Genomic DNA, 25012 nt, shown 5'->3' on the forward strand with positions numbered 1-25012 from the left:
GTGGCGTCCGGCTTGATGAAGTCCTTGTAGATGTTGCGGGTGAAGAGGTTCGCCGCCGCGATGGACATGATGGCCGCGGGCACGAGCGCGCCGATACCGATCGCCGCGAAGGCCACGCCCGCGAACCAGTCCGGGAACATGTCCTCGAACAGCTGCGGGATCGCCAGCTGCCCGTTGGTGACCTTGACCCCGGCCGCGATCGCCATGAAGCCCAGCAGCGCCAGCAGGCCCAGCATGAGGGAGTACAGCGGCAGGATCGTGGTGTTGCGGCGGATCACCTCACGGCTCCTGGACGACAGGGTCGCGGTGATCGAGTGCGGGTACATGAACAGGGCCAGCGCGGAGCCGAGGGCCAGCGTGGCGTACGTCCACTGGCCCCCGGGGGCCGGCACGACCCCGCCCACACCCGTGGCCGAGAACTTCTCGCCGGCCTTGGCGAAGATGTCGTCGAACCCGCCCAGCTTGACCGGGATGTAGATGATCGCCACCGCGATGACGATGTAGATCAGCGTGTCCTTCACGAACGCGATCAGGGCCGGGGCGCGCAGACCGGAGGAGTAGGTGTACGCCGCCAGCACGCCGAAGGCGATCAGCAGCGGCAGGTCCTTCACGAACCAGCTGGTGTTCTCGCCGCCGCCGACGCCCATCACGTCCAGCACGGCCTGGATGCCGACGAGCTGGAGCGCGATGTACGGCATCGTCGCCAGGATGCCGGTGACGGCCACCGCCAGCGACAGCCCCTTGGACCCGAACCGGCCGCGCACGAAGTCGGAGGTCGTGACGTACCCGTGGCGGTGCGAGACCGACCACAGGCGGGGCAGGAAGGTGAAGATCAGCGGGTACACCAGGATCGTGTACGGCACCGCGAAGAAGCCGGACGCGCCCGCCGCGTAGATCGCCGCCGGTACGGCCACGAAGGTGTACGCCGTGTACAGGTCGCCGCCGAGCAGGAACCAGGTGACCCAGGTGCCGAACGACCGGCCGCCCAGGCCCCACTCGTCCAGGGTCTGCTCGTTGTCGGTCCTGCGCCAGCGCGCCGCCAGGAAGCCCATGACCGTGACGGCCAGGAAGAAGAAGATGAAGACGCCGAGTGCGACGCCGTTGACGCCGTTCTTCACTTCGCCGCCTCCTCGTCCCGGCCGGCGGCGGACCTGCCGCGGGCACGCTGGTCGCGCTGCCACAGCTGGTACGCGAGCATCGTGAGTGCGGTGGAGATCAGCACCCAGAGCATCTGGTACCAGTAGAAGAACGGGATCCCGACGAACGTGGGCTCCGTCCGGGCGTACGAGCCGACCCACAGCATCGCCACGAAGGGCGCGACGAGACACAGGGCGATCACCACCCTGGCCGGTGTCACCACCGGTGGCCTCACTTCAGGCGTTTCGGACATGCCACGGCTCCGTCCCCTCGCTGATCACCTGTGTAATGCGCAGGCAATCTAGGTGACGGCGTCGTACCAGTGGAAGCCCTCGTCCGCATATCGGTATATCGATTCGGCGAACGCGCCCCCGCTCCTACTCCACGGGCCGCTTCAGCCGTGCCACGAACTTGTACCGGTCCCCGCGGTACACCGAGCGCACCCACTCCACCGGATGGCCGCTGCGGTCCAGGGAGTGCCGGGAGAGCATCAGCATCGGCAGGCCCACGTCGGTGCCGAGCAGCCCGGCCTCACGCGGGGTGGCCAGGGAGGTCTCGATGGTCTCCTCGGCCTCGGCGAGGTGGACGTCGTAGACCTCCGCGAGCGCGGTGTACAGCGAGGTGTACTTCGCCAGCGACCGCCGCAGGGCCGGGAAGCGCTTGGCCGACAGATGGGTGGTCTCGATCGCCATCGGCTCGGCGTTGGCCATGCGCAGCCGCTCGATGCGCAGCACCCGCCCGCCCGCGGTGATGTCGAGCAGCCCGGCGAGCCGGTCGTCGGCCGTGACGTACCCGATGTCCAGCAGCTGCGAGGTCGGCTCCAGACCCTGGGCCCGCATGTCCTCGGTGTAGGAGGTGAGCTGGAGCGCCTGGGAGACCTTGGGCTTGGCCACGAAGGTGCCCTTGCCCTGGATGCGTTCGAGCCGGCCCTCGACGACCAGTTCCTGGAGTGCCTGGCGGACCGTGGTGCGGGAGGTGTCGAACTCGGCGGCCAGAGTGCGCTCGGGCGGCACCGGAGTGCCCGGCGCCTGCGTCTCCGTCATGTCGAGCAGGTGCTTCTTCAAGCGGTAGTACTTGGGCACGCGCGCGGTACGGACGGTCGTGCCGGTTTCGTTCTCCGCACTGCTGACGTCGGTGCTCATGCTCTGCCTTCCCGGCTCCGAGTGCCGAAAGCGACCGACATCCCATCGGCCACGGCACACATCGTGGCACGGGTCGCCGTGTCGGGACTCCCCCCGCACGCTCCGTGATCCCCTCTGTATACCGCCGCGCCCCCTGTTGGTCTAGTCCATCGAGGGCGCCGGAGACCGCGGGCGGCGACGCGCCCGTTCCCGCGTCGCACGCCCCCTCGTCTCCCGTACCCCTGTTCGCCGGCTAGATCCCCTGCCACTCCGGCTTGTTCGCGTACGTGTGCCGGAAGTAGCCGGCCAGCTTCAGCTTGGCCGCGGCGGCCTCGTCGACGACGACCGTGGCGTGCGGGTGGAGCTGGAGCGCGGAGGCCGGGCAGACCGCCGCGACCGGGCCCTCGACGGTGGCGGCGACCGCGTCGGCCTTGCCCTCGCCGGTGGCCAGCAGCACCAGGTGCCGGGCCTCCAGGATGGTGCCGATGCCCTGGGTGATGACGTGGTGCGGAACCTGCTCGATGTCGCCGTCGAAGAAGCGGGCGTTGTCGATCCGGGTCTGCTCGGTCAGCGTCTTGATCCGGGTGCGGGAGGCGAGCGAGGAGCACGGCTCGTTGAACCCGATGTGCCCGTCGGTGCCGATGCCGAGCAGTTGCAGGTCCACCCCGCCGGCCTCGACGAGCGCGCGGTCGTACGCCTCGCACGCCGCCTGGACGTCCTCCGCCGTGCCGTCCGGCCCCACGAACGCGTCCATGTCTATGCCCAGCGGCTCCAGCACCTCGCGGCGCAGCACCGAGCGGTAGGACTCGGGGTGGTCGGCGGGCAGGCCCACGTACTCGTCGAGCTGCGCTATCCGCGCGTGGGAGGCGTCCACGGCACCGGAGCGCACCTTGGTGGTCAGTGCCTGGTAGACGGGCAGCGGGGTCGAGCCGGTGGCCACACCGAGCAGCGCGTCGGGCTTGCGCCGCAGCAGCTGCGCCATGGCCTCGGCGATCAGCTCGCCGCCCGCCGCGGCGTCCGGGACGATGACAACTTCCACGCTGGGCCTGCCGTTCTGAAGGGGGCTGTATCCGTCTCCATGTGGTTTAGACCAATCTAGCAGAATCGGTGTTCCCGGGCGCGGGAAAAGGGGCGGGGGCGGGGGTGTGCGGGCATGTCCCGGCAGGCCCGCGACGGCGCCCGCCGGAAGGAACCGGAGGCCGCCGCGGAAATTGCCATGGCCATCCGGCCCCACGAGTGACCCGGGCGGGCTAGGCTCTCTGGCATCGCGTGCCAGTGGTCCGCGGCGTTCGCCCCCACCATGGACACGCCCTCATGGTCTAGTCCACAATCCAAGAGAACAGGTCTCCGTCTTCCCCGCACAGGAAGGCGGACCGAGGAACCGGGCTCTCTGCCCTGACTGTCCCGGCTCCTCGACCTTCGGCCGACCGGGACCGCACACCCCACGGCCGATGATGCTCCGGGCTGCGGTGCCGGGAGGGTTGAGGGTCCCTTCCAGGCGCCGCGGCCCGCGGGTGTTTTTCGGCCACCCGTGAGGCCCCGGGTACGCTCGCACACGTGCCCTCCATGAACGAACTCGTACGCCAGCACACCGCCCTCGACGACTCCGATCTCGAGTGGCTCCACCTGCTGGTCTCGGAGTGGCAGCTGCTCTCCGACCTCTCCTTCGCCGACCTCGTCCTGTGGGTCCCCACCAGTGACGGCACCCGGTACGTGTCGGTCGCCCAGATGCGCCCCAACACCGGCCCCACCTCCTACCAGGACGACATGGTCGGCCACCTGGTCCCGCGCGGCCGGCGGCCCATGCTGGACGCGGCGCTCGACGAGGGCCGGATCGTGCGCGAGGGCGACCCGGAGTGGCGCGAAGAGGTCCCCGTACGGGTCGAGTCCATCCCCGTGCGCCGGGAGGGCCGCGTCCTCGGCGTGATCGCCCGCAACACCAACCTGCTCACCGTCCGCACGCCGAGCCGGCTGGAACTGACCTACCTCCAGAGCGCCTCCGACCTCGCGCAGATGATCGCCGCCGGCTCCTTCCCGTTCCCCGACCAGCAGGTCGACATGGACGCCTCCCCGCGCGCCGGTGACGGTCTGATCCGGCTGGACGCGGACGGCATCGTCCAGTACGCCTCCCCGAACGCCCTGTCCGCCTACCACCGCCTCGGTCTCGCCGCCGACCTGGTCGGTCACCACCTCGGCCGCACCACCGCCGAACTCGCCCCCACCCGGGGCCCGGTGGACGAGGCGCTCGCGAAGGCGGCCAGCGGCTGGGCGCCGCGCGAGTTCGAGATCGAGGCCCACGACGGGGTCATCCAGTTCCGGGCCATCCCGCTCAAGCCCAAGGGAACCCGCATCGGTTCACTGGTGCTGTGCCGGGACGTCACCGAACTCCGCCGGCGCGAGCGTGAGCTGATCACCAAGGACGCGACCATCCGGGAGATCCACCACCGGGTGAAGAACAACCTCCAGACGGTCGCCGCCCTGCTCCGGCTCCAGGCCCGGCGTATCGACTCCGAGAGCGGCCGGGAGGCGCTGGAGGAGGCGGTCCGCCGGGTCGGCTCCATCGCCATCGTTCATGAGACGCTGTCTCAGAACCTGGATGAGCGGGTGGAGTTCGACGACATCGCCGACCGGGTGCTCGCGATGGTCGCCGAGATCTCCCCGGGCAAGGTGGCCGGCCGGCGCACGGGACGGTTCGGCATACTCGACGCCGAGGTCGCCACCCCGCTGTCGATGGTGCTCACCGAGGTGCTCCAGAACGCACTGGAGCACGGCTTCCGCGAGGGGGACACGGGCACGGTCGAGGTCTCCGCGGTGCGCGGCGGTACCACCAAGGAGGCCCGTCTCCTGGTCACGGTCCAGGACGACGGCGTCGGTCTGCCCGCGGGCTTCGACCCGCACCGCTCGGGCAACCTCGGGCTCCAGATCGTACGGACGCTGGTGGAGGGCGAGTTGGGCGGCACCTTCGACATGGTGCCGGCGCCGGGGCGGGGGACACGGGTGATCCTGGACGTCCCGGTGCGCGCGGACAAGTGAGCCCGGTCGCCTCACCGGCCGGCGTACCGGCCGCGCGGGGGACCGGGCACAGCAAAAAGCCCCGGACCGCCATTGGTCCGAGGCTGATGCTCGTTGCTGCTCCGCTGTGTCGCTAAGCGCATCGGGGGATACTGCGCGCTGCGGCTCGGGGGCGGGAGAAGCGTGCGTGCTGCACGCGCCGCCAAGCTCAGGCCGTCAAGAGGGGTGGGATGTCAGGCGGAGGCCTGACGGGCCCGGTTGCGAGCGGCGCGGCGCTTCATGGCACGGCGCTCGTCCTCGCTGAGACCACCCCAGACGCCGGAGTCCTGACCGGACTCGAGCGCCCACTGCAGACACTGCTCGATCACCGGGCAGCGGCGGCAGACGGCCTTGGCTTCCTCGATCTGCAGCAGCGCAGGACCGGTGTTGCCGATGGGGAAGAAGAGCTCGGGGTCTTCCTCGCGGCAAACGGCGTTGTGACGCCAGTCCATGGCTGCTACCTCTCCTTGGTATTACGTGCGGATTGCTTGTGAATGTGAACGCTTTCACGAATCCCTCAACAAGTGAAGGGCCGATCGCCGAGTCTCCCCGGCGTGGTCCTGGGATTGAAGAGGGGTTCTGGTGATCAGTGGATGCCGGTGTTGCGGGCTGTCCCGATCGCCACGTAGAGACTCGCAAACCTCAGCGGCGGATACAACCCCTTCCCGAAGATTTTTTTTGATTCCTCGGTGTCGACTAGGTCACAGCCGTACTTCCATGGGGTGGATCCTGGCCTAAACGTTCGAGTGAAAGGACTTTGGCCCGTTCCGCTCACACAATCACACGCAGTGCACGGCGTACGCCTGTGAACGTCACGCTCGTACGCAGCCCCAGATGGTCACCGTCCATCTGAAGGGGCAGAGGCGCCTTCGAATGCAAGGTGAACTGGTCCAGGTCGTGCAGCGCGACGGCGTGCTTGCCATGGGGTCCGCGCTCGGGGGACGAAGTGAGCAACTGGGTGCCATACCGGGCAACCGCGGCCGTCGACAGGCGGCTGAGACCGAGCACGTCGATGCCGGCGTCGAACGACGCCCTGGGCGACGTGTACATGGGGCGATTACCGAGATACGTCCACGGGGACGTGTTCGAGACTATGGCGACCACGAGATCCCCGACCGGATCCGCGCCGGGCCGTTCGAGCGTGATCGTGCCGTGCCGGCGGTTCGTCTCACCGAGGAACTGCCGCACCACCTGGCGGACGTAGAGCGCGTGCGTCGACTTCTTCCCGCGCTCGCGCTGCTGTTCGACGCGCCCCACCACGCCCGCGTCGAACCCCAGCCCGGCGTTGAAGGTGAACCAGCGGGCCGGCACCGCCTCGTCCTCGGTCCCGCGCGGACCCGAGGTCAGACCGAGGCCGACGATCCGCTCGCTGCCCTCGCGCAGCGCGTCCAGCAGCGCGCCGGTGGCCTCGACCGGGTCGTTGGGCAGGCCCAGGGCGCGGGCGAAGACGTTCGTGGAGCCCCCGGGAACGACCGCCAGACCGGGCAGCCGCTCCGGGTCGGGGCCGGCGTGCAGCAGACCGTTGACGACCTCGTTGACCGTGCCGTCACCGCCGAGCGCCACCACCAGGTCGATGTCGTCGCTCTCCGCCGCCTGCCGGCCGAGGTCGCGCGCATGACCGCGGTACTCGGTGGTGACCGCCTCCAGCTTCATCTCGCTCGCCAGCGCGTGGATCAGGACATCACGCCTGCGTGCGCTTGTGGTGGTTGCCGCCGGATTGACCACGAGAAGTGCACGCATGCATGGCAGCGTACCTACTGGGGGGTATTCATCCCAGACCGAGGTAGGGAACCGGTAAGAAGGCGGGGGGTGAGCCTGGACACCCGGGGTCGGCGGGCCCCGCCGGGCGCGGCAGGGGGCGGGCTACCCTGCTGGGGTGAGCAGTCAGCAGAACCCCGCCCCGGACACCGCCGAAGCCGCCGCAGCCACGGAGCCGCGCCCGCGCCGGCTGACGTACGCGGCGGCACTGGCCGCGCTGGAGGGGGCCGGTCTGGTGGGCGGCGGTCTGTGGGTGCTCGTCCGGGCGCTCACCGGCGATCCGGACGGCCGCCAGCAGGCCGTGACCCTCGGCATCACCCTGGTCGTCCTCGCACTGCTGCCGCTGCTCGCCGCACGCGGTCTGCTGCTGCGGCGCGGCTGGAGCCGGGGCCCCGCCGTGATCACCCAGCTGATGGCGCTCCCGGTGGCCTACAACCTGCTCCAGGCCGACAGCGTGGCCATCCCGGTAGGCATCGTCCTCGCGGTGGTCGCCGTGGCGGCCCTGGTGCTCCTGGTCAACAGCGAGACGACCCGGGCCCTCGGGATCAAGGGACCGGGCCGGGCCGAATAGGGCTCACTGCGTGGGGCTCACTCCTCGACGAGGAGCTTCTCCCGCAGCTGGGCCAGGGTGCGGGCCAGCAGCCGGGAGACGTGCATCTGGGAGATGCCGACCTCCTGCGCGATCTGCGACTGCGTCATGTTCCCGAAGAAGCGCAGCAGCAGGATCCGCTTCTCGCGCGGCGGCAGGTCCTCCAGCAGCGGCTTGAGGGACTCGCGGTACTCCACGCCCTCGAGCGCCTCGTCCTCCGCGCCCAGGGTGTCGGCGACCGCCGGGGACTCGTCGTCGGTGTCGGGGACGTCCAGGGACAGGGTGGAGTACGCGTTCGCCGACTCCAGGCCCTCCAGGACCTCCTCCTCGGAGATGGCGAGCTTCTCGGCCAGCTCGTGCACCGTGGGGGAGCGGCCGTGCAGCTGGGACAGCTCGGCCGTCGCGGTCGTCAGCGAAAGCCGCAGCTCCTGTAGCCGGCGCGGCACCCGCACCGCCCAGCCCTTGTCGCGGAAGTGCCGCTTGATCTCGCCGACCACGGTCGGGGTGGCGTACGTGGAGAACTCCACGCCGCGCTCCGGGTCGAACCGGTCGACGGACTTGATCAGACCGATCGTGGCGACCTGGGTGAGGTCGTCCAGCGGCTCGCCGCGGTTGCGGAACCGGCGCGCCAGGTGCTCCACGAGGGGCAGATGCATACGGACCAGCTGGTTGCGCAGTTCCGCGTACTCCGCGCTGCCCGCGTTCAGCTTGCGCAGCTCCACGAACATCGCCCGTGCCCCGCTGCGGTCGTGCGGGGTGTGCTGCGCGACGTGCGGCGCGGCAGGCAGGGCCTCCGCGGTCGGCACGGCCTCCGCGGCCGGCGCGTCGTCATCGGCGTGTCGCCCGTGCTCGCTCATCGTCCCGCCCGTAGCCCTTCCCCGAGCCCTCGCTCCCGCGTGGCCTGCGGCGCCGGCGCCACCGTGTGCCGGTGGCGGCACGGCCGGTACGGCACCGTCGTCGCCGGCCGGCGCGGAGCCGTCCTCCGGGTGCGGTCTGGCCTGCTCGGGGATGCCGTCGATGCCGTCCGCCATGCGCCGGGAGCCGTCCCGGGGGCCCTGCCCCGAGGTGTCGGCTCCGGTGTCACTCTCGACTGCGCCCGAGCGGGGGGACTCCCATGACCAGGGGGCACCCTCGTCCCCGGTCGGCCGCTCCCGCGTGCCGCGCTCTTCGTCCCGCACCGGCCCGTCCCCGTTCCTCACGCCGGCCCGGGACCCGCGCCGCGCTGTTTGTAGAGGCTGATCGACACCGTCTTGTCCTCGTCGACGGCGGACGAGACCTTCCCCGCGAGGGCCGACAGCACGGTCCAGGCGAAGGTGTCCCGCGAGGGAGCGTGGCCGTCGGTGGTCGGCGCCGACACCGTGACCTCCAGCGAATCGTCGACGAGCCGGAAGACGCAGCTGAGCACCGAACCCGGCACGGCTTGCTGGAGCAGGATCGCGCAGGCCTCGTCCACGGCGATGCGCAGGTCCTCGATCTCGTCCAGGGTGAAGTCCAAGCGGGCCGCCAGACCGGCCGTGGCCGTCCGCAGCACCGACAGGTAGGCACCCGCCGCCGGCAGCCGGACTTCCACGAAGTCCTGGTTCGCCGCGGGCTCGCCTGCGATCTGGGACACCCTCACCTCCATGGTGGTACAAGCTTTACGGGGCCGAGGGTCGCCCCCCGGGGTAACGCGTACGAGTTCAACCGGTGACGCTATCGCGCTCCGAACATTCCTGTCCCCGGGACCCCAACCCCCTGACGTCACTCACAGTAAAGCTGTGGATACGCTCCGTGTCTAGAGGGTCTGCGGGCCCAAATGAAAAGAGCGCGCGCCGGGTTGACGTACCCAGGCGTCACCTGCTCGAACCCGTCGTGCGGCGACCGCCACATGCAGTGTCACACGAGAAGGCCCCCGGACGGGAAACTCACACGAGGACGTGGTCCACGAAGCACCACTGCCAGTCCTCGCCGGGCTCGAACGTCCGCATCACCGGATGACCGGTCCGCTCGTGATGCTCCGTCGCGTGACGCCCGGGCGAGGAGTCGCAGCAGCCTACGTGGCCGCAGGTGAGGCACAGTCTCAGCTGCACCGGGTGGGTCCCGTCGCGCAGGCACTCCGGGCAGGTCTCGCCGAGCGGTTCCGGTTCCGGGTGCGGCAGCGCGTCGGTGTGCGTGCACTGTTTCATGATTGCCAGATTACGACGCACGTGCGGGTGACCGCGCGGAATACGAGGGTGGGCGAGGACCATGGACGTGATGCCGCTGCTGTTGCTGGTGGCGGGCAGTGCCGCGGTGGCCGCGGCGGCCCGGCGCACTCCCGCGCCGGCGCCCCTGCTGCTGGTCGCGGTGGGGCTGGTGGTCTCGAGCATCCCGGGGGTGCCGTCCTACACCCTCGATCCGCACATCGTCCTGCCCCTGCTGCTGCCCCCGCTGCTGTACACCTCCGCCAGCGACAGCTCCTACCTCAGCCTGCGCGCCCAGCTGCGGCCGGTGGCGCTGCTGTCGGTCGGCTACGTGCTCTTCGCGACCCTGGCCGTCGGCTGGGCCGCCTACCTGATCGTGCCCGGACTGCCGCTGCCCGCCGCGCTGGTGCTGGGCGCGGTCGTGGCGCCGCCGGACGCGGTGGCCGCCACGGCGGTCGCCCGCCGGGCCGGCCTGCCCTCCCGGATCACCACCATCCTCCAGGGCGAGTCCCTGCTGAACGACGCCACCGCGATCACCGCCTACAAGGTGGCGCTCGGCGCGGCGGTCGGCGCGGGGGCCACCTGGGCGGGCGGGATCCGGGACTTCCTGCTCGCCTCGGTCGGCGGCGTGGGGATCGGCCTCGTCCTCATGGCGCCGCTGCACTGGCTGCGCACGCACCTGACCGAACCCCTCCTCCAGAACACCCTCTCCCTGCTGATCCCGTTCGTCGCCTACGGAGTCGCCGAGCAGGCCCACGCCTCCGGGGTGCTCGCGGTCGTGGTCGTCGCCCTCTATCTCGGCCACCGCGCGTGGGAGGTCGACTTCGCCACCCGGCTCCAGGAGGAGGCGGTGTGGAAGATGGTCGCCTTCGTGCTGGAGTCCGCGGTCTTCGCCCTGATCGGTCTCCAGCTGCCGATCGTCCTCAAGCGGCTCGGGGAGTACGAGGGCGCCTCCGCCGTGGGGTACGCGGTCGCCGTCTTCCTGGTCGTCGTCGCGACCCGGTTCGTCTGGGTCTTCCCGGCCGCCTTCCTGCCCCGGATGCTGTCGGCGCGTATCAGGGAGCGGGAGGAGAACCCCACCTGGCGGGGGGCGATGGTCACCTCGTGGGCCGGCATGCGCGGTGTCGTCTCCCTGGCGATCGCCTTCGCCATCCCGCCGACCATGGCCGACGGACCCCGCAACCTGGTCCTCTTCCTGACCTTCACCACCGTCATCGGCACCCTGGTCGTCCAGGGCGTGACCCTGCCGCTGCTGATCCGGCTGCTGCGCTTCCCCGCCCGCGACCGGCAGGCCGAGACCCTCGCCGAGGCCAACGCCCAGGCCCAGGCCTCCCGGGCCGCCGACGGCCGCCTGGACGAACTCCTCACCGACGAGCGCAACGCCCTGCCGCCGCCGCTCGCCGACCGGCTGCGCACGGTCCTGGAGCGCCGCCGCAACGCCGTCTGGGAGCGGCTCGGCCAGGTCAACCCGGTGACCGGCGAGTCCGTGGACGACACCTACCGCCGGCTGTCCCGCGAGATGATCAGCGCCGAACGCGAGGTGTTCGTCAAGCTCCGCGACCACCGCTACATCGACGACGAGATGCTGCGCGCCCTGCTCAGACGCCTGGACCTGGAGGAGGCGGCGGCCTACCGGGAGGCCGGTTAGCGCCCGCCCTCCGGGTCCGGCCGCCCGGTCACCACGGCGGCGATCGTCGTCCCGCGCGCGAAGGCGCCCTCCTCGGTCAGGGTGAGGAGTCCGTACAGCAACTTGGCGACATAGAGACGCTCCACGGGCACTCCGTGCCGCTGCTCGAAGTCCTGTGCGAAAGCCAGCAGTTCCGGTGTCGTACGGGCGTAACCCCCGCAGTGGAAGCGGTCGGCCAGGGACCAGGTGCCGCTGCGCGCGCCGAACGCACTCTCCTGGAGGGCTCGCACGGCGTCCTCCAGGAAGCCGCCCTTGAGCACCGGTACGCCGAGCGCGCGTTGAGCGGGCGACAGTCCGGCGGCCAGGCCGGCGAGGGTGCCGCCGGTGCCGCAGGCGACCGCGACGACGTCCGCGGGGCCGCGCAGTTCCTCACCGAGGGCGCGACAGCCGCGCACCGCCTCGGCGTTGCTGCCGCCTTCGGGGACGACGTGCGCCCCTTCGGCACCGGCCGCGCGCAGGATGGCGGCCAGGGTGTCCGGCTCGGTCTTGCGCCGGTACGTCGCCCTGTCCACGAAGTGCAGGCGCATGCCGTCGGCCGCGCACCGGGCCAGGGACGGGTTGAGCGGGCGGCCGGCCAGCTCCTGGCCGCGGACCACGCCGGTGGTCGGCAGGCCGAGCAGCCGGCCTGCCGCGGCGGTGGCCCGCAGATGGTTGGAGTAGGCCCCGCCGAAGGTGACCAGCGGGCGGCCGTGCGCCGCCGCGATGTTCGGCACCAGCTTGCGCCACTTGTTGCCGACCAGCTCCGGGTGGAGGAGGTCGTCCCGCTTGAGCAGCAACCGCACCCCGCGCCGGGCGAAACGGTCGTCGTCCATCTCGTGCAGCGGGGAGGGGAGGCGGGGGGCGAGCGGGCCGGGGCTGGTCACGGCCCCATTGTCACCCGGCCCGGCCCGGGCGCGGGCGGAGGGTGACGGCGCCTGACGGGGACCGCGCTCCGCGGGGCGGGGCGGGCAGGGCGCCGCGGTTCCCGCCGAAGGTGTCAGCCCTTGAGCCGTTCCCCCACCCGCTCCCTCAGCCACGCCATCGTGAACCCCCGCGGATCCACCTTGCCCGGCTGCCACTCCCGGTGCCCGATGACCGACCGTTCCGTCCACCCGTGGTACCGGCACACCGCCGCGGAGACCCGTTCGATCGCGTCCAGCTGCGCCTGTGGCCAGGGGTCCTCCCCGTCGCCGAGGTTCTCGCACTCGAAGCCGTAGAAGTGCCGGTTGCCGTCGGTGTTCGCCTCGTTGTCCGGCGGCAGGCCCCTCTCGGCGATCACCGCGCGCAGCACCTCGTCGTCGCCGAGCCCGGCGTGGTTGGCGCGGCCGTAGCCGACCAGGTGGACCGTGCCGTCCTTGGTGATCACGCCGTGGCACAGGGGCCCCGGCAGCGCCGGGTAGCCGTCGCGGCACAGCTCCACCGTGCGGGCGCTGCCCTGGGTGACGGTGTGGTGGATCATCACGCCGTGGACGGGTCCCCAGGGCCCCTTGTGGTTCCGGTTGTGGTGCTGCCAGTCGCCGACCTCGACGACCGGGACGCCCTCCGCCCGCAGCGCGTCCAGGAATCCGCTCGCCGACATGGGTGAGGCCATGGCCGACTCCTTCGTGCCGTGCCCGTCCGGCCGCCGGTCGCGGCCGATCCGTTCTGCCTGCTTCTACCGAAACCGGACGTCCGGGGACACATGGTTCGTACGCTGTGCGAGCCGATCCGGACAGGCGGCGCATCCGGGGGCCATCGGGGAGGGTCGGGGCAAGTCCCTCATTGTGCCCAGTAGTGCGATGATCCATTCCCCCTCTTTCGGGTAATGGTGGGACCACACACGGTGGTGGAAGGCTCGGACCCGAGACCGGTGCTCCGTGCGACAGGGCACCGGGCATACCTGGGAGGGCATTTCTCTATGTCGGTAGGCGAAGAGGTCCGCACGGATCAGGGCAGGCCGCAGCAGTCCCTCGGGACAGCGGCAGCGCGGAACCTGGCCACCACCACCAAGTCCGTTCCGCAGATGCAGGAGATCAGCTCCCGCTGGGTGCTGCGCACCCTTCCCTGGGTGGACGTCCAGGGCGGCACGTACCGGGTGAACAGGCGGCTGACCTACGCCGTCGGCGACGGCCGCGTCACCTTCGTGAAGACCGGTGACCAGGTGGAGGTCATCCCGGCCGAACTGGGTGAGCTGCCGGTCCTGCGGTCGTACGAGGACGAGGAGGTGCTCACCGAGCTGGCCCGGCGCTGCCGCCGGCGTGACTTCGCGCCGGGTGAGGTCATCGCCGACTTCGGGAACCCGACGGAAGAGGTCTACCTCCTCGCCCACGGCAGGGTGTCGAAGGTCGGCACGGGTCCGTACGGTGACGAGGCCGTCCTCGGTGTCCTCGCCGACGGCGCCTACTTCGGCGACCAGGCGCTGGCCGACCCCGACTCCATCTGGGAGTACACGGCCCGCGCGGACACCGCTACCACGGTGCTGATCCTCAGCCGCCAGGACTTCGAGCAGGTCGCCGAGCGCTCGGACACCCTGCGGGAACACCTCGAGCAGGTGCGTGCGCTCCCGCGGCAGCGCACCAACAAGTACGGCGAGAAGGAGGTCGAGCTGGCGGCCGGCCACTCCGGCGAGCCCGACATCCCGCACACCTTCGTCGACTACGAACCCAGGCCGCGCGAGTACGAGCTGAGCATCGCCCAGACCGTGCTGCGTATCCACTCGCGCGTGGCCGACCTGTACAACCAGCCGATGAACCAGACCGAGCAGCAGCTGCGGCTCACGGTCGAGGCGCTCAAGGAGCGCCAGGAGCACGAGCTGATCAACAACCCGGAGTTCGGTCTGCTCAGCAACTGCGAGTACGACCAGCGGATCCAGCCGCACGACGGCGGGCCGTCCCCGGACGACATGGACGAGCTGCTCAGCCGCCGCCGCAGTACCAAGCTGTTCCTCGCCCACCCGCGCGCCATCGCCGCGTTCGGGCGCGAGCTGAACAAGCGCGGGCTGGTCCCGGAGACCATCGACATCGGCGGCAACCGCATCCCCACCTGGCGCGGGGTGCCGATCTACCCGTGCAACAAGATCCCGGTCAGCGAGGCCCGTACGACCTCCATCCTCGCGATGCGTACGGGCGAGGCCGACCAGGGCGTCATCGGTCTGCGGCAGTCCGGCATCCCGGACGAGATCGAACCGAGCCTGTCCGTGCGGTTCATGGGCATCAACGAGCAGGCCATCATCAAGTACCTGGTGACGGCCTACTACTCGGCCGCCGTCCTGGTGCCCGACGCGCTCGGTGTGCTGGAGAACGTCGAGATCGGCCGGTGGGGGTGACGTCTGCGCGCGTCGCGGCCGTGTCCCCGTCGGCACGGGCGGGCAGGCCCCGGGGGTACGCGTCCGGGCGGGCCGGCGACACCGGCCCGCGCGGACCTGGCGAGGGGGAACCATGGCCGAGTTCATGACGGAGACCGGACAGCGTGCCCCCGGGGTGCCGCGTCCCGGCGCACCGGGGGAGCCGCGGGAGAGAACCGGGGAGGCCCCCGGGGGACCGCCCGACGGGCACGAGGCGACGGCGCTGCTGGAGCGCACCCGCGCGCTCGTCGACCCGGAGCTGCGCGCGGCCGTCGAGTCGCTGCCCGGCTCCCTGCGCCGGATCGCGCTCTACCACTTCGGCTGGCAGCAGGCGGACGGCACGCCGGCGGCGGACAACGCGGGGAAGGCGATGCGGCCCGCGCTCGTCCTCGCGGCCGCCGCCGCGCTCGGTGGGCCGGCGGCCCGGGCGGCGGCCGTCCGCGCGGCGGTGGCGGTCGAACTCGTGCACAACTTCACGCTGCTGCACGACGACGTGATGGACCGGGACACCTCCCGGCGGCACCGGCCCACCGCCTGGACCGTGTTCGGTGACGCCGACGCGATCCTCGCCGGGGACGCGCTCCAGGCGCTGGCGCTGCGGCTGCTCGTCGAGGATCCGCATCCGGCGGCCGTTCCGGCCGTGGCCCGGCTCGCGGACTGTGTCGTGGAACTGTGTGCCGGCCAGCAGACCGACAGCGAACTGGAGCGTCGCGCCCCGGACGCGGTGACCCTGGACGAGGTCCTCGTCATGGCCGAGGCCAAGACCGGCGCCCTGCTCGGCTGCGCCTGCGCGCTCGGCGCGCTGTACGCGGGCGCCGGTGAGGAGGAGGTGGCCGCGCTGGACGGTTTCGGCCGTCAGGCCGGGCTCGCGTTCCAGCTCATCGACGACGTCATCGGCATATGGGGAGACCCGCAGCGCACCGGCAAGCCGGCCGGCGCGGATCTCGCGGCCCGCAAGAAGTCACTGCCGGTGGTGGCGGCGCTCACCTCCGGCACCCCCGCGGCGGCCGAACTCGCCGCGCTGTACGCGAAGCCGTACCTGGCGGCGGAGGCCGAGGCCGGGGAGATCGCGCGGACGGCACTCGCGGTGGAACGGGCCGGCGGCCGGGACTGGGCGCAGGCCGAGGCGGCGGACCGGATGGCCCGTGCGATGCAGGAACTGGCCCGCGCGGTCCCCGTGCCCGAGGCGGCGGGCGGTCTGCTGGCGCTCGCCGAGTTCGTGACCCGGCGGAACAACTGAGGCTGCCGTCCGGCAGCCCCGCCGAATCCGGAGCCCCCGGTGACCGTGCGGCTCCTGACCCCGCACGGTCACCGGGCCTCCGGCCAGGCGGGTCCCGCGCACTCCCACCGTGCGCGGGCCCCGCCGCCTTGCCCGGCCGGTACCGGGCGCCCTGCGCGTCTTCTGCGCGTCCTCGGCGACGGCAGGTTCGTGCGGTCGTACGGCAGGAAGCGCCGCGGCCGCCACCGTCCTACCCTGAGGGCATGGACAGCGAACAGCCCGTCTGTCCCGTCTGCGGACAGCCCGTCGACATGGTCGTCAGGCGGCACAAGACCCTGGGCGCCTGGGTGCCGGTGTGGACCCCCGGCCCGTGCCACAGCCCCGACTGCGCCGCCCGCCCCGACCCCGCCCGGCCCGCCGGCGCCCCGGCCCGGCGCCGGAGCAGCGGTCCCAAGGGCCCGTCGGCGCCCGGCGCGGGGAACAGCGCCGTCCGAGCACGAGGGGGACCGGGGGCGCCGTAGCGTGGGCGCATGCCGAAACTTCCGCACATCCTGCATGTCACCGAGCGCTCCCTGTGGGAGGCGGCGCGCGAGAGCGGCACCTACGAGGTGTCGACCCGCGGTCGCACCCTCCAGGAGGAGGGCTTCATCCACTTCTCCACGCGGGCCCAGCTCCCGCGCATCGCCGCCTTCCTCTACGGCGACTACGACGGCCCGGACGAACTGGTCGTCCTGGTCGTGGACCCCGCCCGGGTCGGGGCGCCCGTGCGGTACGAGACCGTCGGACCGGGCGGGGAGGAGTTCCCGCACGTGTACGGGCCGGTACCGGTCGCGGCCGTGGTGGACGTGGAGCCCTGGGGATGAAACGGCAGGGGGCCCGGTGGCGCCCGCTCCGGAGCCGTCGCGCCCGGGAGATCAGCGTGCAGGTCGCTCCAGGAAGCGGAGCTGGTTGCCTGCCGGGTCGCGGAACGCGCAGTCGCGGACCCCGTACGGCTGGTCCGTCGGCTCCTGGAGGACGTCGCCGCCGGACTCCCGTACCCGCTCGTACAGGGCGTCGCAGTCGGGGGTGGTGAAGATGACCCCGCGCAGCAGGCCCTTGGCGAGGAGTTCGTTCAGTGCCTGCTTGTCGGCGGGGGAGGCGTCGGGGCTGGCGTCCGGCGGCTCCAGGACGATCTCCACATCGGGCTGGAGCGGGGAGCCGAGCGTCACCCAGCGCATCCCCTCGAAGCCCACGTCGTTGCGGATCTCCAGGCCGAGCACGTCGCGGTAGAAGGCGATGGCCTTGTCGTGGTCGTCCACGGCGATGAAGCACTGCGCGAGTTTCACGTCCATGGGCTCAGCCTAGAACCGGGGCGCGCGCCGTGCCCTCAGTACAGGCGGCGCCGCGGCCGGGTCAGCCGGCGGGCCACGCAGGACGGGATCACCGCGCTCTCCTGGTGGTCGCGGGCCCGGTAGGCGCTCGGCGTCTCGCCGACCAGCTCGGTGAACCGGGAGCTGAAGGAGCCGAGCGAGGTACAGCCGACGGCGAGGCACACGTCGGTCACGGTGAGGTCGCCCCGGCGCAGCAGTGTCTTGGCCCGCTCGATGCGACGGGTCATCAGATAGCTGTAGGGCGTCTCCCCGAACGCCTTGCGGAAGCTGCGCTGGAAGTGACCCGGGGACATCAGGGCGTCGCGGGCCAGCCCGGTCATGTCGAGCGGCTCGGCGTACTCGCGGTCCATCCGGTCACGTACCCGGCGCAGCCGTCTGAGGTCCTCCAGAGCGGTCATCCCCTCAGCCTCCCACAGCCCCGCCCGCGCCCTCCACGGGGCGGAAAAAGACCGCACCCGGTCCGCCGCGGACGCCGTGTTCGGCGCGCCGCGGACCGGGTGCGGACGGGAGGACCGGACGACCGCAGACATCGCGGACCGGTCGGCGTGATCGGTGGATCAGGCCTTCTTGGTCTCCCAGAAGATCTTGTCGATCTGCGCGATGTAGTCCAGCGCCTTCTGACCCGTCGCGGGGTCGGTGGACGCCTTGGCGGCCGAGAGGGCCTTCAGGGTGTCGTTGACCAGCTGGTGCAGCTCCGGGTACTTCTCGAAGTGCGGGGCCTTGAAGTAGTCGCTCCAGAGTACGGAGACGTGGTGCTTCGCCAGCTCCGCGCGCTGCTCCTTGATGATGGTGGCACGCGCCTGGAAGTGAGGGTCGTCGTTACCGGCCATCTTCTCCTGGACGGCCTTCACCGACTCCGCCTCGATGCGGGCCTGGGCCGGGTCGTACACGCCGCAGGGCAGGTCGCAGTGGGCGCTGACCTTGACCTTGGGGGCAAACAGGCGGGAAAGCATGGAGCATTCCTTCCTCGTGATCGTCTTCTCAGGTGCGACATTACTCCCTGAGGAACCGGTTTTCGTGAGTGCCCCCTAGGGCTTAGGACGAAAGTCCAGGGTGAGACTGGGACCGGTGGAGGAACGGACCGGGGAGGTGCCGGGGATGCCGGAGCTGTCGCGGGAGACCGAGCAGGGCGGGGCCGTGGCGCCCTTCGGGCTGGCCGAGGTGACCGGCCCGTCCATGGTGCCCACGCTGCGCCACGGGGATCGGCTGCTGGTGCGGTACGGGGGTGGGGTCAGGCCGGGGGACGTCGTGGTCCTGCGTCATCCGTTCCAGCAGGACCTGCTGGTCGTCAAGCGGGCCGTGGAACGGCGTGAGGGCGGCTGGTGGGTGCTCGGGGACAACCCGTACGCGGGCGGCGACAGCACCGACTACGGGGTCGTCCCGGAGGACCTGGTGCTGGGGAAGGCCCTGCTGCGGTTCCGGCCGCCGCGGGCCGGTCAGCGCTCGCCGCTGACGCTGCTGCGCTGGGCGCTCTCGGCGGCGAGGCCCCTGCTGCCCGACCGGTCGGCCTCCAGGCGCTTGCGGGCCCGGTAGGCGGCCACGTTGGCGCGGGTCGCGCAGCGGTCGGAGCAGTAGCGACGGGAGCGGTTGGTGGAGGTGTCGAGGTAGGCGTTGCGGCACGGGGCCGCCTGGCACAGGCCCAGGCGGTCCACGCCGTACTCGGTGAGGTGGAACGCCAGGCCCATCGTCGCGATCGCCGCGTAGCCGGCGGTGGCGTTGGAGGGGTGGTCGGCCAGGTGCATGTGCCACAGGGGGCGGTCGTCCTCGTCGCGGTGGTCGTGGCCGGAGATCTGGGGGCTGACCGGGAACTCCAGCAGCAGCGAGTTCAGCAGGTCCACGGCCAGGGTCTCGTCGCCGGTGTCGGCGGCCTCGAAGACCGAGCGGAGCCGGGCCCGGACCGAGCGGAAGCGGGTGACGTCGGCGTCGGTGGCGCGACGGGCCGCCGACGCGTTGGCACCGAAGAGGTCGCGGACGGCCTCGACCGAGGTCAGGGAGTCCTTGCCCCGGGCCGGCTCCTCGCTGTTGACGAGCCGTACGGCGTAGTCCGAGTAATAGGCCAGTTCCACTTGTAGTCCTTACCGGGGCGCTTTATCGTCATGTCTGCGGTCGGGTAATAGCCGGTCGTGCTTCCAGGGTATTACGCGAACCGAGGGGAGTCGGGGTGCCATGACCACGGACACCGGTACGGACTGGGCCGCCTGGCAGGAGAGCTGGGACCGGCAGCAGGAGAGCTACATGCCCGACCGGGAGGAACGCTTCCGGATCATGCTCGACATGGTCGAGGCGCTGGTGGGCACGGCCCCGCGCGTCCTCGACCTCGCGTGCGGCACCGGCAGCATCACCGCGCGGCTGCTCCGGCGGTTCCCGCGGGCCACCAGCACCGGTGTCGACCTCGACCCGGCGCTGCTCGCGATCGCGCAGGGCACCTTCGAGGGCGACGACCGCGTCTCCCTCGTCACCGCCGACCTGAAGGACCCCGACTGGCCGGGACGACTGCCGTACGACTCCTACGACGCCGTCCTGACCGCGACGGCCCTGCACTGGCTGCACAGTGAACCTCTCGCGGCCCTCTACGGTCAGGTCGCGGAGCTGGTCCGCGACGGCGGCGTCCTCATGAACGCCGACCACATGATCGACGACAGCACGCCCCGGATCAACGCGGCGGAGCGCGCCCAGCGCCACGCCCGCATGGATCAGGCCAGGCAGGACGGCACCCCGGACTGGGCCGAGTGGTGGCGGCTGGCGGCCGCGGACCCGGCTCTCGCCGAACCGACCGCCCGCCGCTTCGCGATCTACGGCGAGCACGCGGACGGGGACATGCCGTCGGCCGCCTGGCACGCGCGCGTGCTGCGCGAGAAGGGGTTCACCGAGGCCCGCGCGGTGTGGTGCTCACCGTCGGACACCCTGCTGCTGGCGCTGAAGTGACAGCCCTGCGGTGACGGTGCGGGGCTGCCGTGGCCTTGCAGCGGAGCGGGGCGGTACGGCCACGGCCGTACCGCCCCTTCCCCGCGTGTCTACAGCACCTTCGACAGGAAGGACTGCGTCCGCTCGTGCTGCGGGTTGGTCAGGACGTCCCGCGGATGACCGGATTCCACCACCACGCCGTCGTCCATGAACACCAGGCTGTCGCCCACCTCGCGGGCGAAGCCCATCTCGTGGGTGACGACCACCATGGTCATGCCGGACTCGGCGAGGTCCCGCATGACGTCCAGGACGTCACCGACCAGCTCCGGGTCCAGGGCCGAGGTCGGCTCGTCGAACAGCATCAGCTTCGGGTCCATCGCCAGCGCCCGGGCGATGGCCACGCGCTGCTGCTGGCCGCCGGAGAGCTGCGAGGGGTAGTGCCCGGCCCGGTCGGCCAGGCCCACGCGCTCCAGCAGTTGCACGGCCCGTTCCCGGGCCTGCGTCCTGCCGGTGCCCCGCACCTGCACCGGCGCCTCCATGACGTTGTCCAGGGCCGTCATGTGCGGGAACAGGTTGAAGCGCTGGAAGACCATGCCGATGTCCCGGCGCTTCATGGCGACCTCGCGGTCGCGCAGCTCGTACAGCTTCTCGCCCTGCTGGCGGTAGCCGACCAGCTCGCCGTCGACGTACAGCCGCCCGGCGTTGATCTTCTCCAGGTGGTTGATGCACCGAAGGAAGGTCGACTTGCCGGAGCCGGAGGGGCCGATGAGGCAGAACACCTCGCCCGGCTTCACCTCCAGGTCGATGCCCTTGAGCACCTCCACGTGGCCGAAGGACTTGTGGACGCCCTCCGCCCTGACCATCGGGACGGTCCCCGCGGCCGGGGTGTCCTGTGTCTTGTTCAGCTTGTCGGTCATGCCATGCCACCCTTCGGCCGGCCCAGGGAGAGCATGTTCGTCCTGACCTTCTGCCACGGCGTCGGTGGCAGCTGGCGGCTGGAGCCGCGGGCGTAGTAACGCTCGACGTAGTACTGGCCGACGCTCAGGACCGAGGTCATGATCAGGTACCAGGCCGCGGCGAGGAAGTACATCTCCACCGGGGCGCCGGAGTTCTGGCCGATGTCCTGGGCGTAGCGGAACAGTTCGGGGTACTGGACGGCCGCCACGAGCGAGGTCGTCTTCAGCATGTTGATCACTTCGTTGCCCGTCGGCGGCACGATCACGCGCATCGCCTGCGGGATGATCACCCGGCGCAGCGTCTTGCCCTGGCTCATGCCGAGCGCGTGGGCCGCCTCGGTCTGGCCCTCGTCCACCGCGAGCAGACCGGCCCGGCAGATCTCGGCCATGTACGCCGCCTCGTTCAGACCCAGGCCGAGCAGCGCCGTCAGCAACGGCGTCATGAAGTTCGACCAGTAGTCCTTGTAGAACGGCATCAGGTTGATGTACTCGAAGACCAGGCCCAGGTTGAACCAGAGGAACAGCTGGACCAGGACCGGGGTGCCGCGGAAGAACCAGATGTAGAACCAGGCGATCGACGAGGTCACCGGGTTCTTGGACAGCCGCATCACCGCCAGGACGATGCCGCCGACGATGCCGATCACCATGGACAGGACCGTCAGCAGCAGGGTCTTGCCGACACCGGTCAGGATCCGGTCGTCGAAGAAGTAGTCCGGTACCGCGTGCCAGTTGATCCTGCCCTGGCTGAACGCGTAGATGATCGCGACGAGGATCGCGATCGCGATGACGGCGGAGACGTACCGCCCGTAGTGCCGGACCGGGATGGCCTTGATGGCCTCCGCGCCGGCCGGGGGCGTGCCCTTCGGGTCCGCCGTCTTGTCGATGTCAGTCACGGGTATTGCCTCTCAGTGGCCGCTGGCGCCGACGCGGGTCACTTGCCGCCGTTGATCGCGGACTCCTTGACCGCGCCGTCCTCGGCGCCCCACTTCTCGAGGATCGTCTTGTACTCGCCGTTCTTGATGACCGCGTCCATCGCGGCCTTGATGGCGTCCCGCAGCTGGGTCTGCTTCTTGGAGACCGCGATGCCGTACGGGGCCGCCTGGACCTGGTCGCCGACGAGCTGGAAGTCCTTGCCGCCGCCCGAGTTCTTGACCGCCCACGCGGCGACCGGGAAGTCGGAGGACGCCGCGTCCACGCCGCCCGAGCGCAGCCGGGTCTGGGACTGCTGGTCGTCGTCGAAGGCCTCGACGGTGAGCTTCTTGCCGGCGGGACACTTCTTGGCCTCCTGCTTGGCCAGGTCCTCCGAGACGGTGCCCCGCTCGACGGCCAGCTTCTTGCCGCACAGGTCCGACCACTGGGTGATGCCGCCGGTGTCACCCTTGCGGGTGTAGATCGAGACACCCGCGGACAGGTAGTCGACGAAGTCGACACCCTCGCCGACCTTCTTGCCCGTGTCCGGGTCGATGCCCTCCTGACGGTTCTTGTTGTCCGTCATGGCCGACATCGCGATGTCGTTGCGGCCCGAGCGCAGACCGGTGAGCAGGGCGTCGAAGGTACCGTTCTCGAACTCGAACGTCACCCCGAGCTGCTTGCCCATGGCCGCCGCCAGGTCCGGGTCCAGGCCGACGACCTTGCCGGAGGCGTCCTTGAACTCCACCGGCGCGTACGCGATGTCCGAACCGACCCTGATCTTGCCGGCGCTGCGGATGTCCTGCGGGAGCTTGTCGGCGAGCGGAGCGGTGCTGGTGGACGCGCCGCCGGAGTCCTTGTTCTTGTCCTTGGTCTGGTCACCGCAGCCGGTGAGCAGCAGGGCGCCTGCGACCGCGATCGCACCGGCCGCGGCCAGACGTGAGCGCGCGGCGCTTGTACGACGGGTGGAGCTTGCGGTCATCGTGGTTCCTCCGGCGGATGGGAAGAGTTGCCGATGGGTCGACGGAAACACACACCTTCGGGTGTCGCGACCTCGTGGGTTTACGGCATCTTGCCATTCGGACTACGCCATTCAGGGGCGTCGCTATGTCAAAATCGGATAACGGGTGACCCCCGAACCGCATCAGGTCGGTACAACCCCGGTCCATAGCCGCAGGATCATCTGCGGGAATCCAGCGCTCCGGCCGGAAAATCTTCGGCGTGTCTCACGATGTGATCACCCTCCCCGGGTCACATGACCGCCCGGCCGCCCCCGTCGCGCCGGGTCGCCCGCGCGCCGCCGCCGCGCCGTCGGCCGCGCGTCACCTTCCCGCCGTTTTGCTGTTCCGGGATGTGACCTTGCACCTAATGGACTCGTCGCGGGCGCCATCCGTCCGGTAAGAAGGTTCTTTACACCCCTCATCCGGGGCTCAGGGCGCGTGTGCGGCGCGCCCGTCGCGTATGTGCTCGTACGTATCCGCAATCGAGCCGTGCGCGGTGCCCGCCCACCCCTCACCAGGAGTGGTCGACCCTCAAACCATGCATAGCTAAGGGGTACAACAAAGTGGCAGCGGAGATCGTCAATCCTCGCAGCGACAGCGGTACGGACCACGACGGAGGGGCCGAGCCCCTCGATTCGTTCGACCCGGTGTTCGCGCTGCACCGCGGCGGCAAGATGGCCGTGCAGGCCACCGTGCCGATCCGCGACAAGGACGACCTTTCCCTCGCGTACACGCCCGGCGTCGCTCGCGTGTGCACCGCGATCGCGGAACAGCCGGAGCTGGTCAACGACTACACATGGAAGTCCAGCGTGGTCGCCGTCGTCACCGACGGCACCGCCGTGCTCGGACTCGGGGACATCGGTCCCCAGGCCTCCCTCCCCGTGATGGAGGGCAAGGCGATCCTCTTCAAGCAGTTCGGCGGCGTCGACGCGGTGCCGATCGCGCTCGACTGCACCGACGTGGACGACATCGTCGAGACCGTCGTCCGGCTCGCCCCGTCCTTCGGCGGAGTGAACCTGGAGGACATCTCGGCGCCCCGGTGCTTCGAGATCGAGCGCCGGCTCCAGGAGCGGCTGGACATCCCGGTCTTCCACGACGACCAGCACGGTACGGCCGTGGTGACGCTCGCGGCGCTGCGGAACGCGGCCCGGCTCAGCCGGCGCGAGATCGGGCAGCTGCGGGCCGTCATCTCGGGCGCCGGCGCGGCCGGTGTCGCCATCGCCCGGATGTTGGTCGAGGCCGGCATCGGGGACGTGGCCGTGGCGGACCGCAAGGGCGTCGTGTCGGCCGACCGGGCGGACCTGACCCCGGTCAAGCGCGAGCTGGCGTCCTTCACGAACAAGGCCGGCCTCACCGGCTCGCTGGAGGACGCCCTCGCGGGCGCGGACGTCTTCATCGGTGTCTCCGGCGGTACGGTCGCGGAGGAAGCCGTCGCCTCCATGGCGCAGGGCGCCTTCGTCTTCGCGATGGCCAACCCGAACCCCGAGGTGCACCCCGACGTGGCGCACAAGTACGCGGCGGTCGTCGCCACCGGACGCTCGGACTTCCCGAACCAGATCAACAACGTGCTGGCCTTCCCCGGGATCTTCGCGGGCGCGCTCCAGGTGCGGGCCACGCGGATCACCGAGGGAATGAAGATCGCCGCCGCCGAGGCGCTGGCCGCGGTGGTCGGGGACGACCTCGCCGCCGACTACGTGATCCCGTCCCCGTTCGACGAGCGGGTCGCTCCGGCCGTGACCGCGGCGGTCGCGGCCGCCGCGCGCGCCGAGGGCGTCGCCCGCGGCTGATGCAGCGCTGAACGGCCCCGCCCGCCCGGGCGGGGCCGTTCTTCCTGCCCGCTTCTCCGC

Annotated in this window: 28 protein-coding genes; 10 read left to right on the forward strand and 18 right to left on the reverse strand. The window is 71.0% G+C overall.

All coding sequences use genetic code 11. The features are described 5' to 3' along the window. The 4 genes from AB0F03_RS26455 to nagB form a co-directional block, all read right to left on the reverse strand. Window positions 1–1118, reverse strand: a 1118-nt coding sequence (locus AB0F03_RS26455; protein ID WP_361996240.1) for a sodium:solute symporter, incomplete at its 3' end; no start/stop codon positions are given. Then, window positions 1115–1390, reverse strand: a complete 276-nt coding sequence (locus tag AB0F03_RS26460; RefSeq protein ID WP_361996242.1) for a DUF3311 domain-containing protein — start codon at window positions 1388–1390, stop codon at window positions 1115–1117. The genes AB0F03_RS26455 and AB0F03_RS26460, both read right to left, overlap by 4 nt. Window positions 1391–1514: 124 nt before the next feature. Continuing rightward, the gene (locus AB0F03_RS26465; protein ID WP_361996244.1) at window positions 1515–2279 is read right to left on the reverse strand and encodes a GntR family transcriptional regulator; all 765 of its coding nucleotides are present in this window, start codon (window positions 2277–2279) and stop codon (window positions 1515–1517) included. Window positions 2280–2511: 232 nt separating this feature from the next. Next, on the reverse strand, window positions 2512–3297 hold the full coding sequence (gene nagB / locus AB0F03_RS26470; protein WP_361996246.1) for a glucosamine-6-phosphate deaminase: 786 nt from the start codon (window positions 3295–3297) through the stop codon (window positions 2512–2514). A gap of 527 nt (window positions 3298–3824) precedes the next feature. Here nagB and AB0F03_RS26475 point away from each other — a divergent pair. Then, window positions 3825–5291 (forward strand): PAS domain-containing sensor histidine kinase, encoded by a 1467-nt coding sequence (locus tag AB0F03_RS26475; protein WP_361996479.1) that lies wholly within the window; start codon window positions 3825–3827, stop codon window positions 5289–5291. A gap of 212 nt (window positions 5292–5503) precedes the next feature. On the opposite strand, the gene AB0F03_RS26480 is transcribed toward AB0F03_RS26475, so the two are convergent. Both AB0F03_RS26480 and AB0F03_RS26485 read right to left on the reverse strand, forming a co-directional pair. After that, the gene (locus AB0F03_RS26480; RefSeq protein ID WP_003992873.1) at window positions 5504–5761 is read right to left on the reverse strand and encodes a WhiB family transcriptional regulator; all 258 of its coding nucleotides are present in this window, start codon (window positions 5759–5761) and stop codon (window positions 5504–5506) included. A gap of 319 nt (window positions 5762–6080) precedes the next feature. After that, window positions 6081–7049 carry a diacylglycerol kinase family protein gene (locus AB0F03_RS26485; RefSeq protein WP_361996248.1) on the reverse strand — a complete coding sequence of 323 codons (969 nt, stop codon included), beginning with the start codon at window positions 7047–7049 and terminating at the stop codon, window positions 6081–6083. A gap of 136 nt (window positions 7050–7185) precedes the next feature. On the opposite strand from AB0F03_RS26485, the gene AB0F03_RS26490 reads away from it, so the two are divergent. Beyond that, on the forward strand, window positions 7186–7638 hold the full coding sequence (locus AB0F03_RS26490) for a hypothetical protein (RefSeq protein WP_361996250.1): 453 nt from the start codon (window positions 7186–7188) through the stop codon (window positions 7636–7638). Window positions 7639–7655: 17 nt separating this feature from the next. Here AB0F03_RS26490 and AB0F03_RS26495 read toward each other — a convergent pair whose 3' ends face one another. From AB0F03_RS26495 to AB0F03_RS26505, 3 genes are all read right to left on the reverse strand, one after another. After that, window positions 7656–8855, reverse strand: a complete 1200-nt coding sequence (locus AB0F03_RS26495; RefSeq protein WP_361996252.1) for an RNA polymerase sigma factor SigF — start codon at window positions 8853–8855, stop codon at window positions 7656–7658. Then, window positions 8852–9268 carry an anti-sigma regulatory factor gene (locus AB0F03_RS26500; RefSeq protein ID WP_009190566.1) on the reverse strand — a complete coding sequence of 139 codons (417 nt, stop codon included), beginning with the start codon at window positions 9266–9268 and terminating at the stop codon, window positions 8852–8854. Before AB0F03_RS26500 ends, AB0F03_RS26495 begins: the two co-directional genes overlap by 4 nt. Before the next feature lie 292 nt (window positions 9269–9560). Further along, window positions 9561–9821 carry a UBP-type zinc finger domain-containing protein gene (locus AB0F03_RS26505; protein WP_361996254.1) on the reverse strand — a complete coding sequence of 87 codons (261 nt, stop codon included), beginning with the start codon at window positions 9819–9821 and terminating at the stop codon, window positions 9561–9563. Window positions 9822–9882: 61 nt separating this feature from the next. Between AB0F03_RS26505 and AB0F03_RS26510 the strand changes: the two genes are divergently transcribed. Further along, window positions 9883–11466 carry a Na+/H+ antiporter gene (locus tag AB0F03_RS26510; RefSeq protein WP_361996256.1) on the forward strand — a complete coding sequence of 528 codons (1584 nt, stop codon included), beginning with the start codon at window positions 9883–9885 and terminating at the stop codon, window positions 11464–11466. Here the strand turns inward: AB0F03_RS26510 and AB0F03_RS26515 are convergent. Together AB0F03_RS26515 and AB0F03_RS26520 are read right to left on the reverse strand one after the other, a co-directional pair. Then, window positions 11463–12317, reverse strand: coding sequence for a pyridoxal-phosphate dependent enzyme (locus AB0F03_RS26515; RefSeq protein ID WP_361996480.1), 855 nt, complete (start codon window positions 12315–12317; stop codon window positions 11463–11465). The genes AB0F03_RS26510 and AB0F03_RS26515 overlap by 4 nt on opposite strands. 164 nt (window positions 12318–12481) lie before the next feature. After that, window positions 12482–13075 carry an N-acetylmuramoyl-L-alanine amidase gene (locus AB0F03_RS26520; RefSeq protein ID WP_361996258.1) on the reverse strand — a complete coding sequence of 198 codons (594 nt, stop codon included), beginning with the start codon at window positions 13073–13075 and terminating at the stop codon, window positions 12482–12484. Between the two features lie 306 nt (window positions 13076–13381). Here AB0F03_RS26520 and AB0F03_RS26525 point away from each other — a divergent pair, with 306 nt between their 5' ends. From AB0F03_RS26525 to AB0F03_RS26540, 4 genes are all read left to right on the forward strand, one after another. Further along, a complete protein-coding gene (locus AB0F03_RS26525; RefSeq protein WP_361996260.1) occupies window positions 13382–14788 on the forward strand; it encodes a family 2B encapsulin nanocompartment shell protein in 1407 nt (468 codons plus the stop codon). Between the two features lie 112 nt (window positions 14789–14900). Continuing rightward, window positions 14901–16046, forward strand: coding sequence for a family 2 encapsulin nanocompartment cargo protein polyprenyl transferase (locus AB0F03_RS26530; RefSeq protein ID WP_361996262.1), 1146 nt, complete (start codon window positions 14901–14903; stop codon window positions 16044–16046). A gap of 242 nt (window positions 16047–16288) precedes the next feature. Then, window positions 16289–16546: a hypothetical protein gene (locus AB0F03_RS26535; protein WP_361996263.1), complete on the forward strand. Its 258-nt coding sequence runs from the start codon at window positions 16289–16291 to the stop codon at window positions 16544–16546. Between the two features lie 9 nt (window positions 16547–16555). Next, the gene (locus AB0F03_RS26540; RefSeq protein WP_361996265.1) at window positions 16556–16888 is read left to right on the forward strand and encodes a DUF952 domain-containing protein; all 333 of its coding nucleotides are present in this window, start codon (window positions 16556–16558) and stop codon (window positions 16886–16888) included. A gap of 51 nt (window positions 16889–16939) precedes the next feature. Here AB0F03_RS26540 and AB0F03_RS26545 read toward each other — a convergent pair whose 3' ends face one another. The 3 genes from AB0F03_RS26545 to sodN form a co-directional block, all read right to left on the reverse strand. Next, the gene (locus AB0F03_RS26545) at window positions 16940–17356 is read right to left on the reverse strand and encodes a VOC family protein (protein ID WP_361996267.1); all 417 of its coding nucleotides are present in this window, start codon (window positions 17354–17356) and stop codon (window positions 16940–16942) included. A gap of 35 nt (window positions 17357–17391) precedes the next feature. Next, a complete protein-coding gene (locus AB0F03_RS26550; RefSeq protein ID WP_361996269.1) occupies window positions 17392–17793 on the reverse strand; it encodes a helix-turn-helix transcriptional regulator in 402 nt (133 codons plus the stop codon). A gap of 159 nt (window positions 17794–17952) precedes the next feature. Beyond that, on the reverse strand, window positions 17953–18348 hold the full coding sequence (gene sodN, locus AB0F03_RS26555) for a superoxide dismutase, Ni (RefSeq protein WP_046418451.1): 396 nt from the start codon (window positions 18346–18348) through the stop codon (window positions 17953–17955). Window positions 18349–18493: 145 nt separating this feature from the next. On the opposite strand from sodN, the gene sodX reads away from it, so the two are divergent. Then, complete coding sequence (gene sodX / locus AB0F03_RS26560; RefSeq protein WP_361996482.1) at window positions 18494–18928, forward strand: nickel-type superoxide dismutase maturation protease; 435 nt, start codon at window positions 18494–18496, stop codon at window positions 18926–18928. Here the strand turns inward: sodX and AB0F03_RS26565 are convergent. Then, the gene (locus AB0F03_RS26565; protein ID WP_356820023.1) at window positions 18832–19461 is read right to left on the reverse strand and encodes a CGNR zinc finger domain-containing protein; all 630 of its coding nucleotides are present in this window, start codon (window positions 19459–19461) and stop codon (window positions 18832–18834) included. The genes sodX and AB0F03_RS26565 overlap by 97 nt on opposite strands. 100 nt (window positions 19462–19561) lie before the next feature. Here AB0F03_RS26565 and AB0F03_RS26570 point away from each other — a divergent pair, with 100 nt between their 5' ends. Continuing rightward, complete coding sequence (locus AB0F03_RS26570; protein WP_361996271.1) at window positions 19562–20320, forward strand: class I SAM-dependent methyltransferase; 759 nt, start codon at window positions 19562–19564, stop codon at window positions 20318–20320. An 89-nt stretch (window positions 20321–20409) separates the two neighbouring features. Here AB0F03_RS26570 and AB0F03_RS26575 read toward each other — a convergent pair whose 3' ends face one another. Genes AB0F03_RS26575 through AB0F03_RS26585 form a run of 3 tightly spaced genes read right to left on the reverse strand, consistent with a single transcriptional unit; the run spans window position 20410 to window position 23146 of the window. Beyond that, window positions 20410–21216: an amino acid ABC transporter ATP-binding protein gene (locus AB0F03_RS26575; protein ID WP_361996272.1), complete on the reverse strand. Its 807-nt coding sequence runs from the start codon at window positions 21214–21216 to the stop codon at window positions 20410–20412. Further along, a complete protein-coding gene (locus AB0F03_RS26580; RefSeq protein ID WP_361996274.1) occupies window positions 21213–22148 on the reverse strand; it encodes an amino acid ABC transporter permease in 936 nt (311 codons plus the stop codon). Before AB0F03_RS26580 ends, AB0F03_RS26575 begins: the two co-directional genes overlap by 4 nt. A 38-nt stretch (window positions 22149–22186) precedes the next feature. Next, complete coding sequence (locus AB0F03_RS26585; RefSeq protein WP_361996276.1) at window positions 22187–23146, reverse strand: ABC transporter substrate-binding protein; 960 nt, start codon at window positions 23144–23146, stop codon at window positions 22187–22189. Window positions 23147–23728: 582 nt separating this feature from the next. Between AB0F03_RS26585 and AB0F03_RS26590 the strand changes: the two genes are divergently transcribed. Beyond that, window positions 23729–24952: an NADP-dependent malic enzyme gene (locus tag AB0F03_RS26590; RefSeq protein ID WP_361996278.1), complete on the forward strand. Its 1224-nt coding sequence runs from the start codon at window positions 23729–23731 to the stop codon at window positions 24950–24952. Window positions 24953–25012: the final 60 nt, after the last annotated feature.

Source organism: Streptomyces sp. NPDC028722 (assembly GCF_040637655.1).
GTDB lineage: Bacteria > Actinomycetota > Actinomycetes > Streptomycetales > Streptomycetaceae > Streptomyces.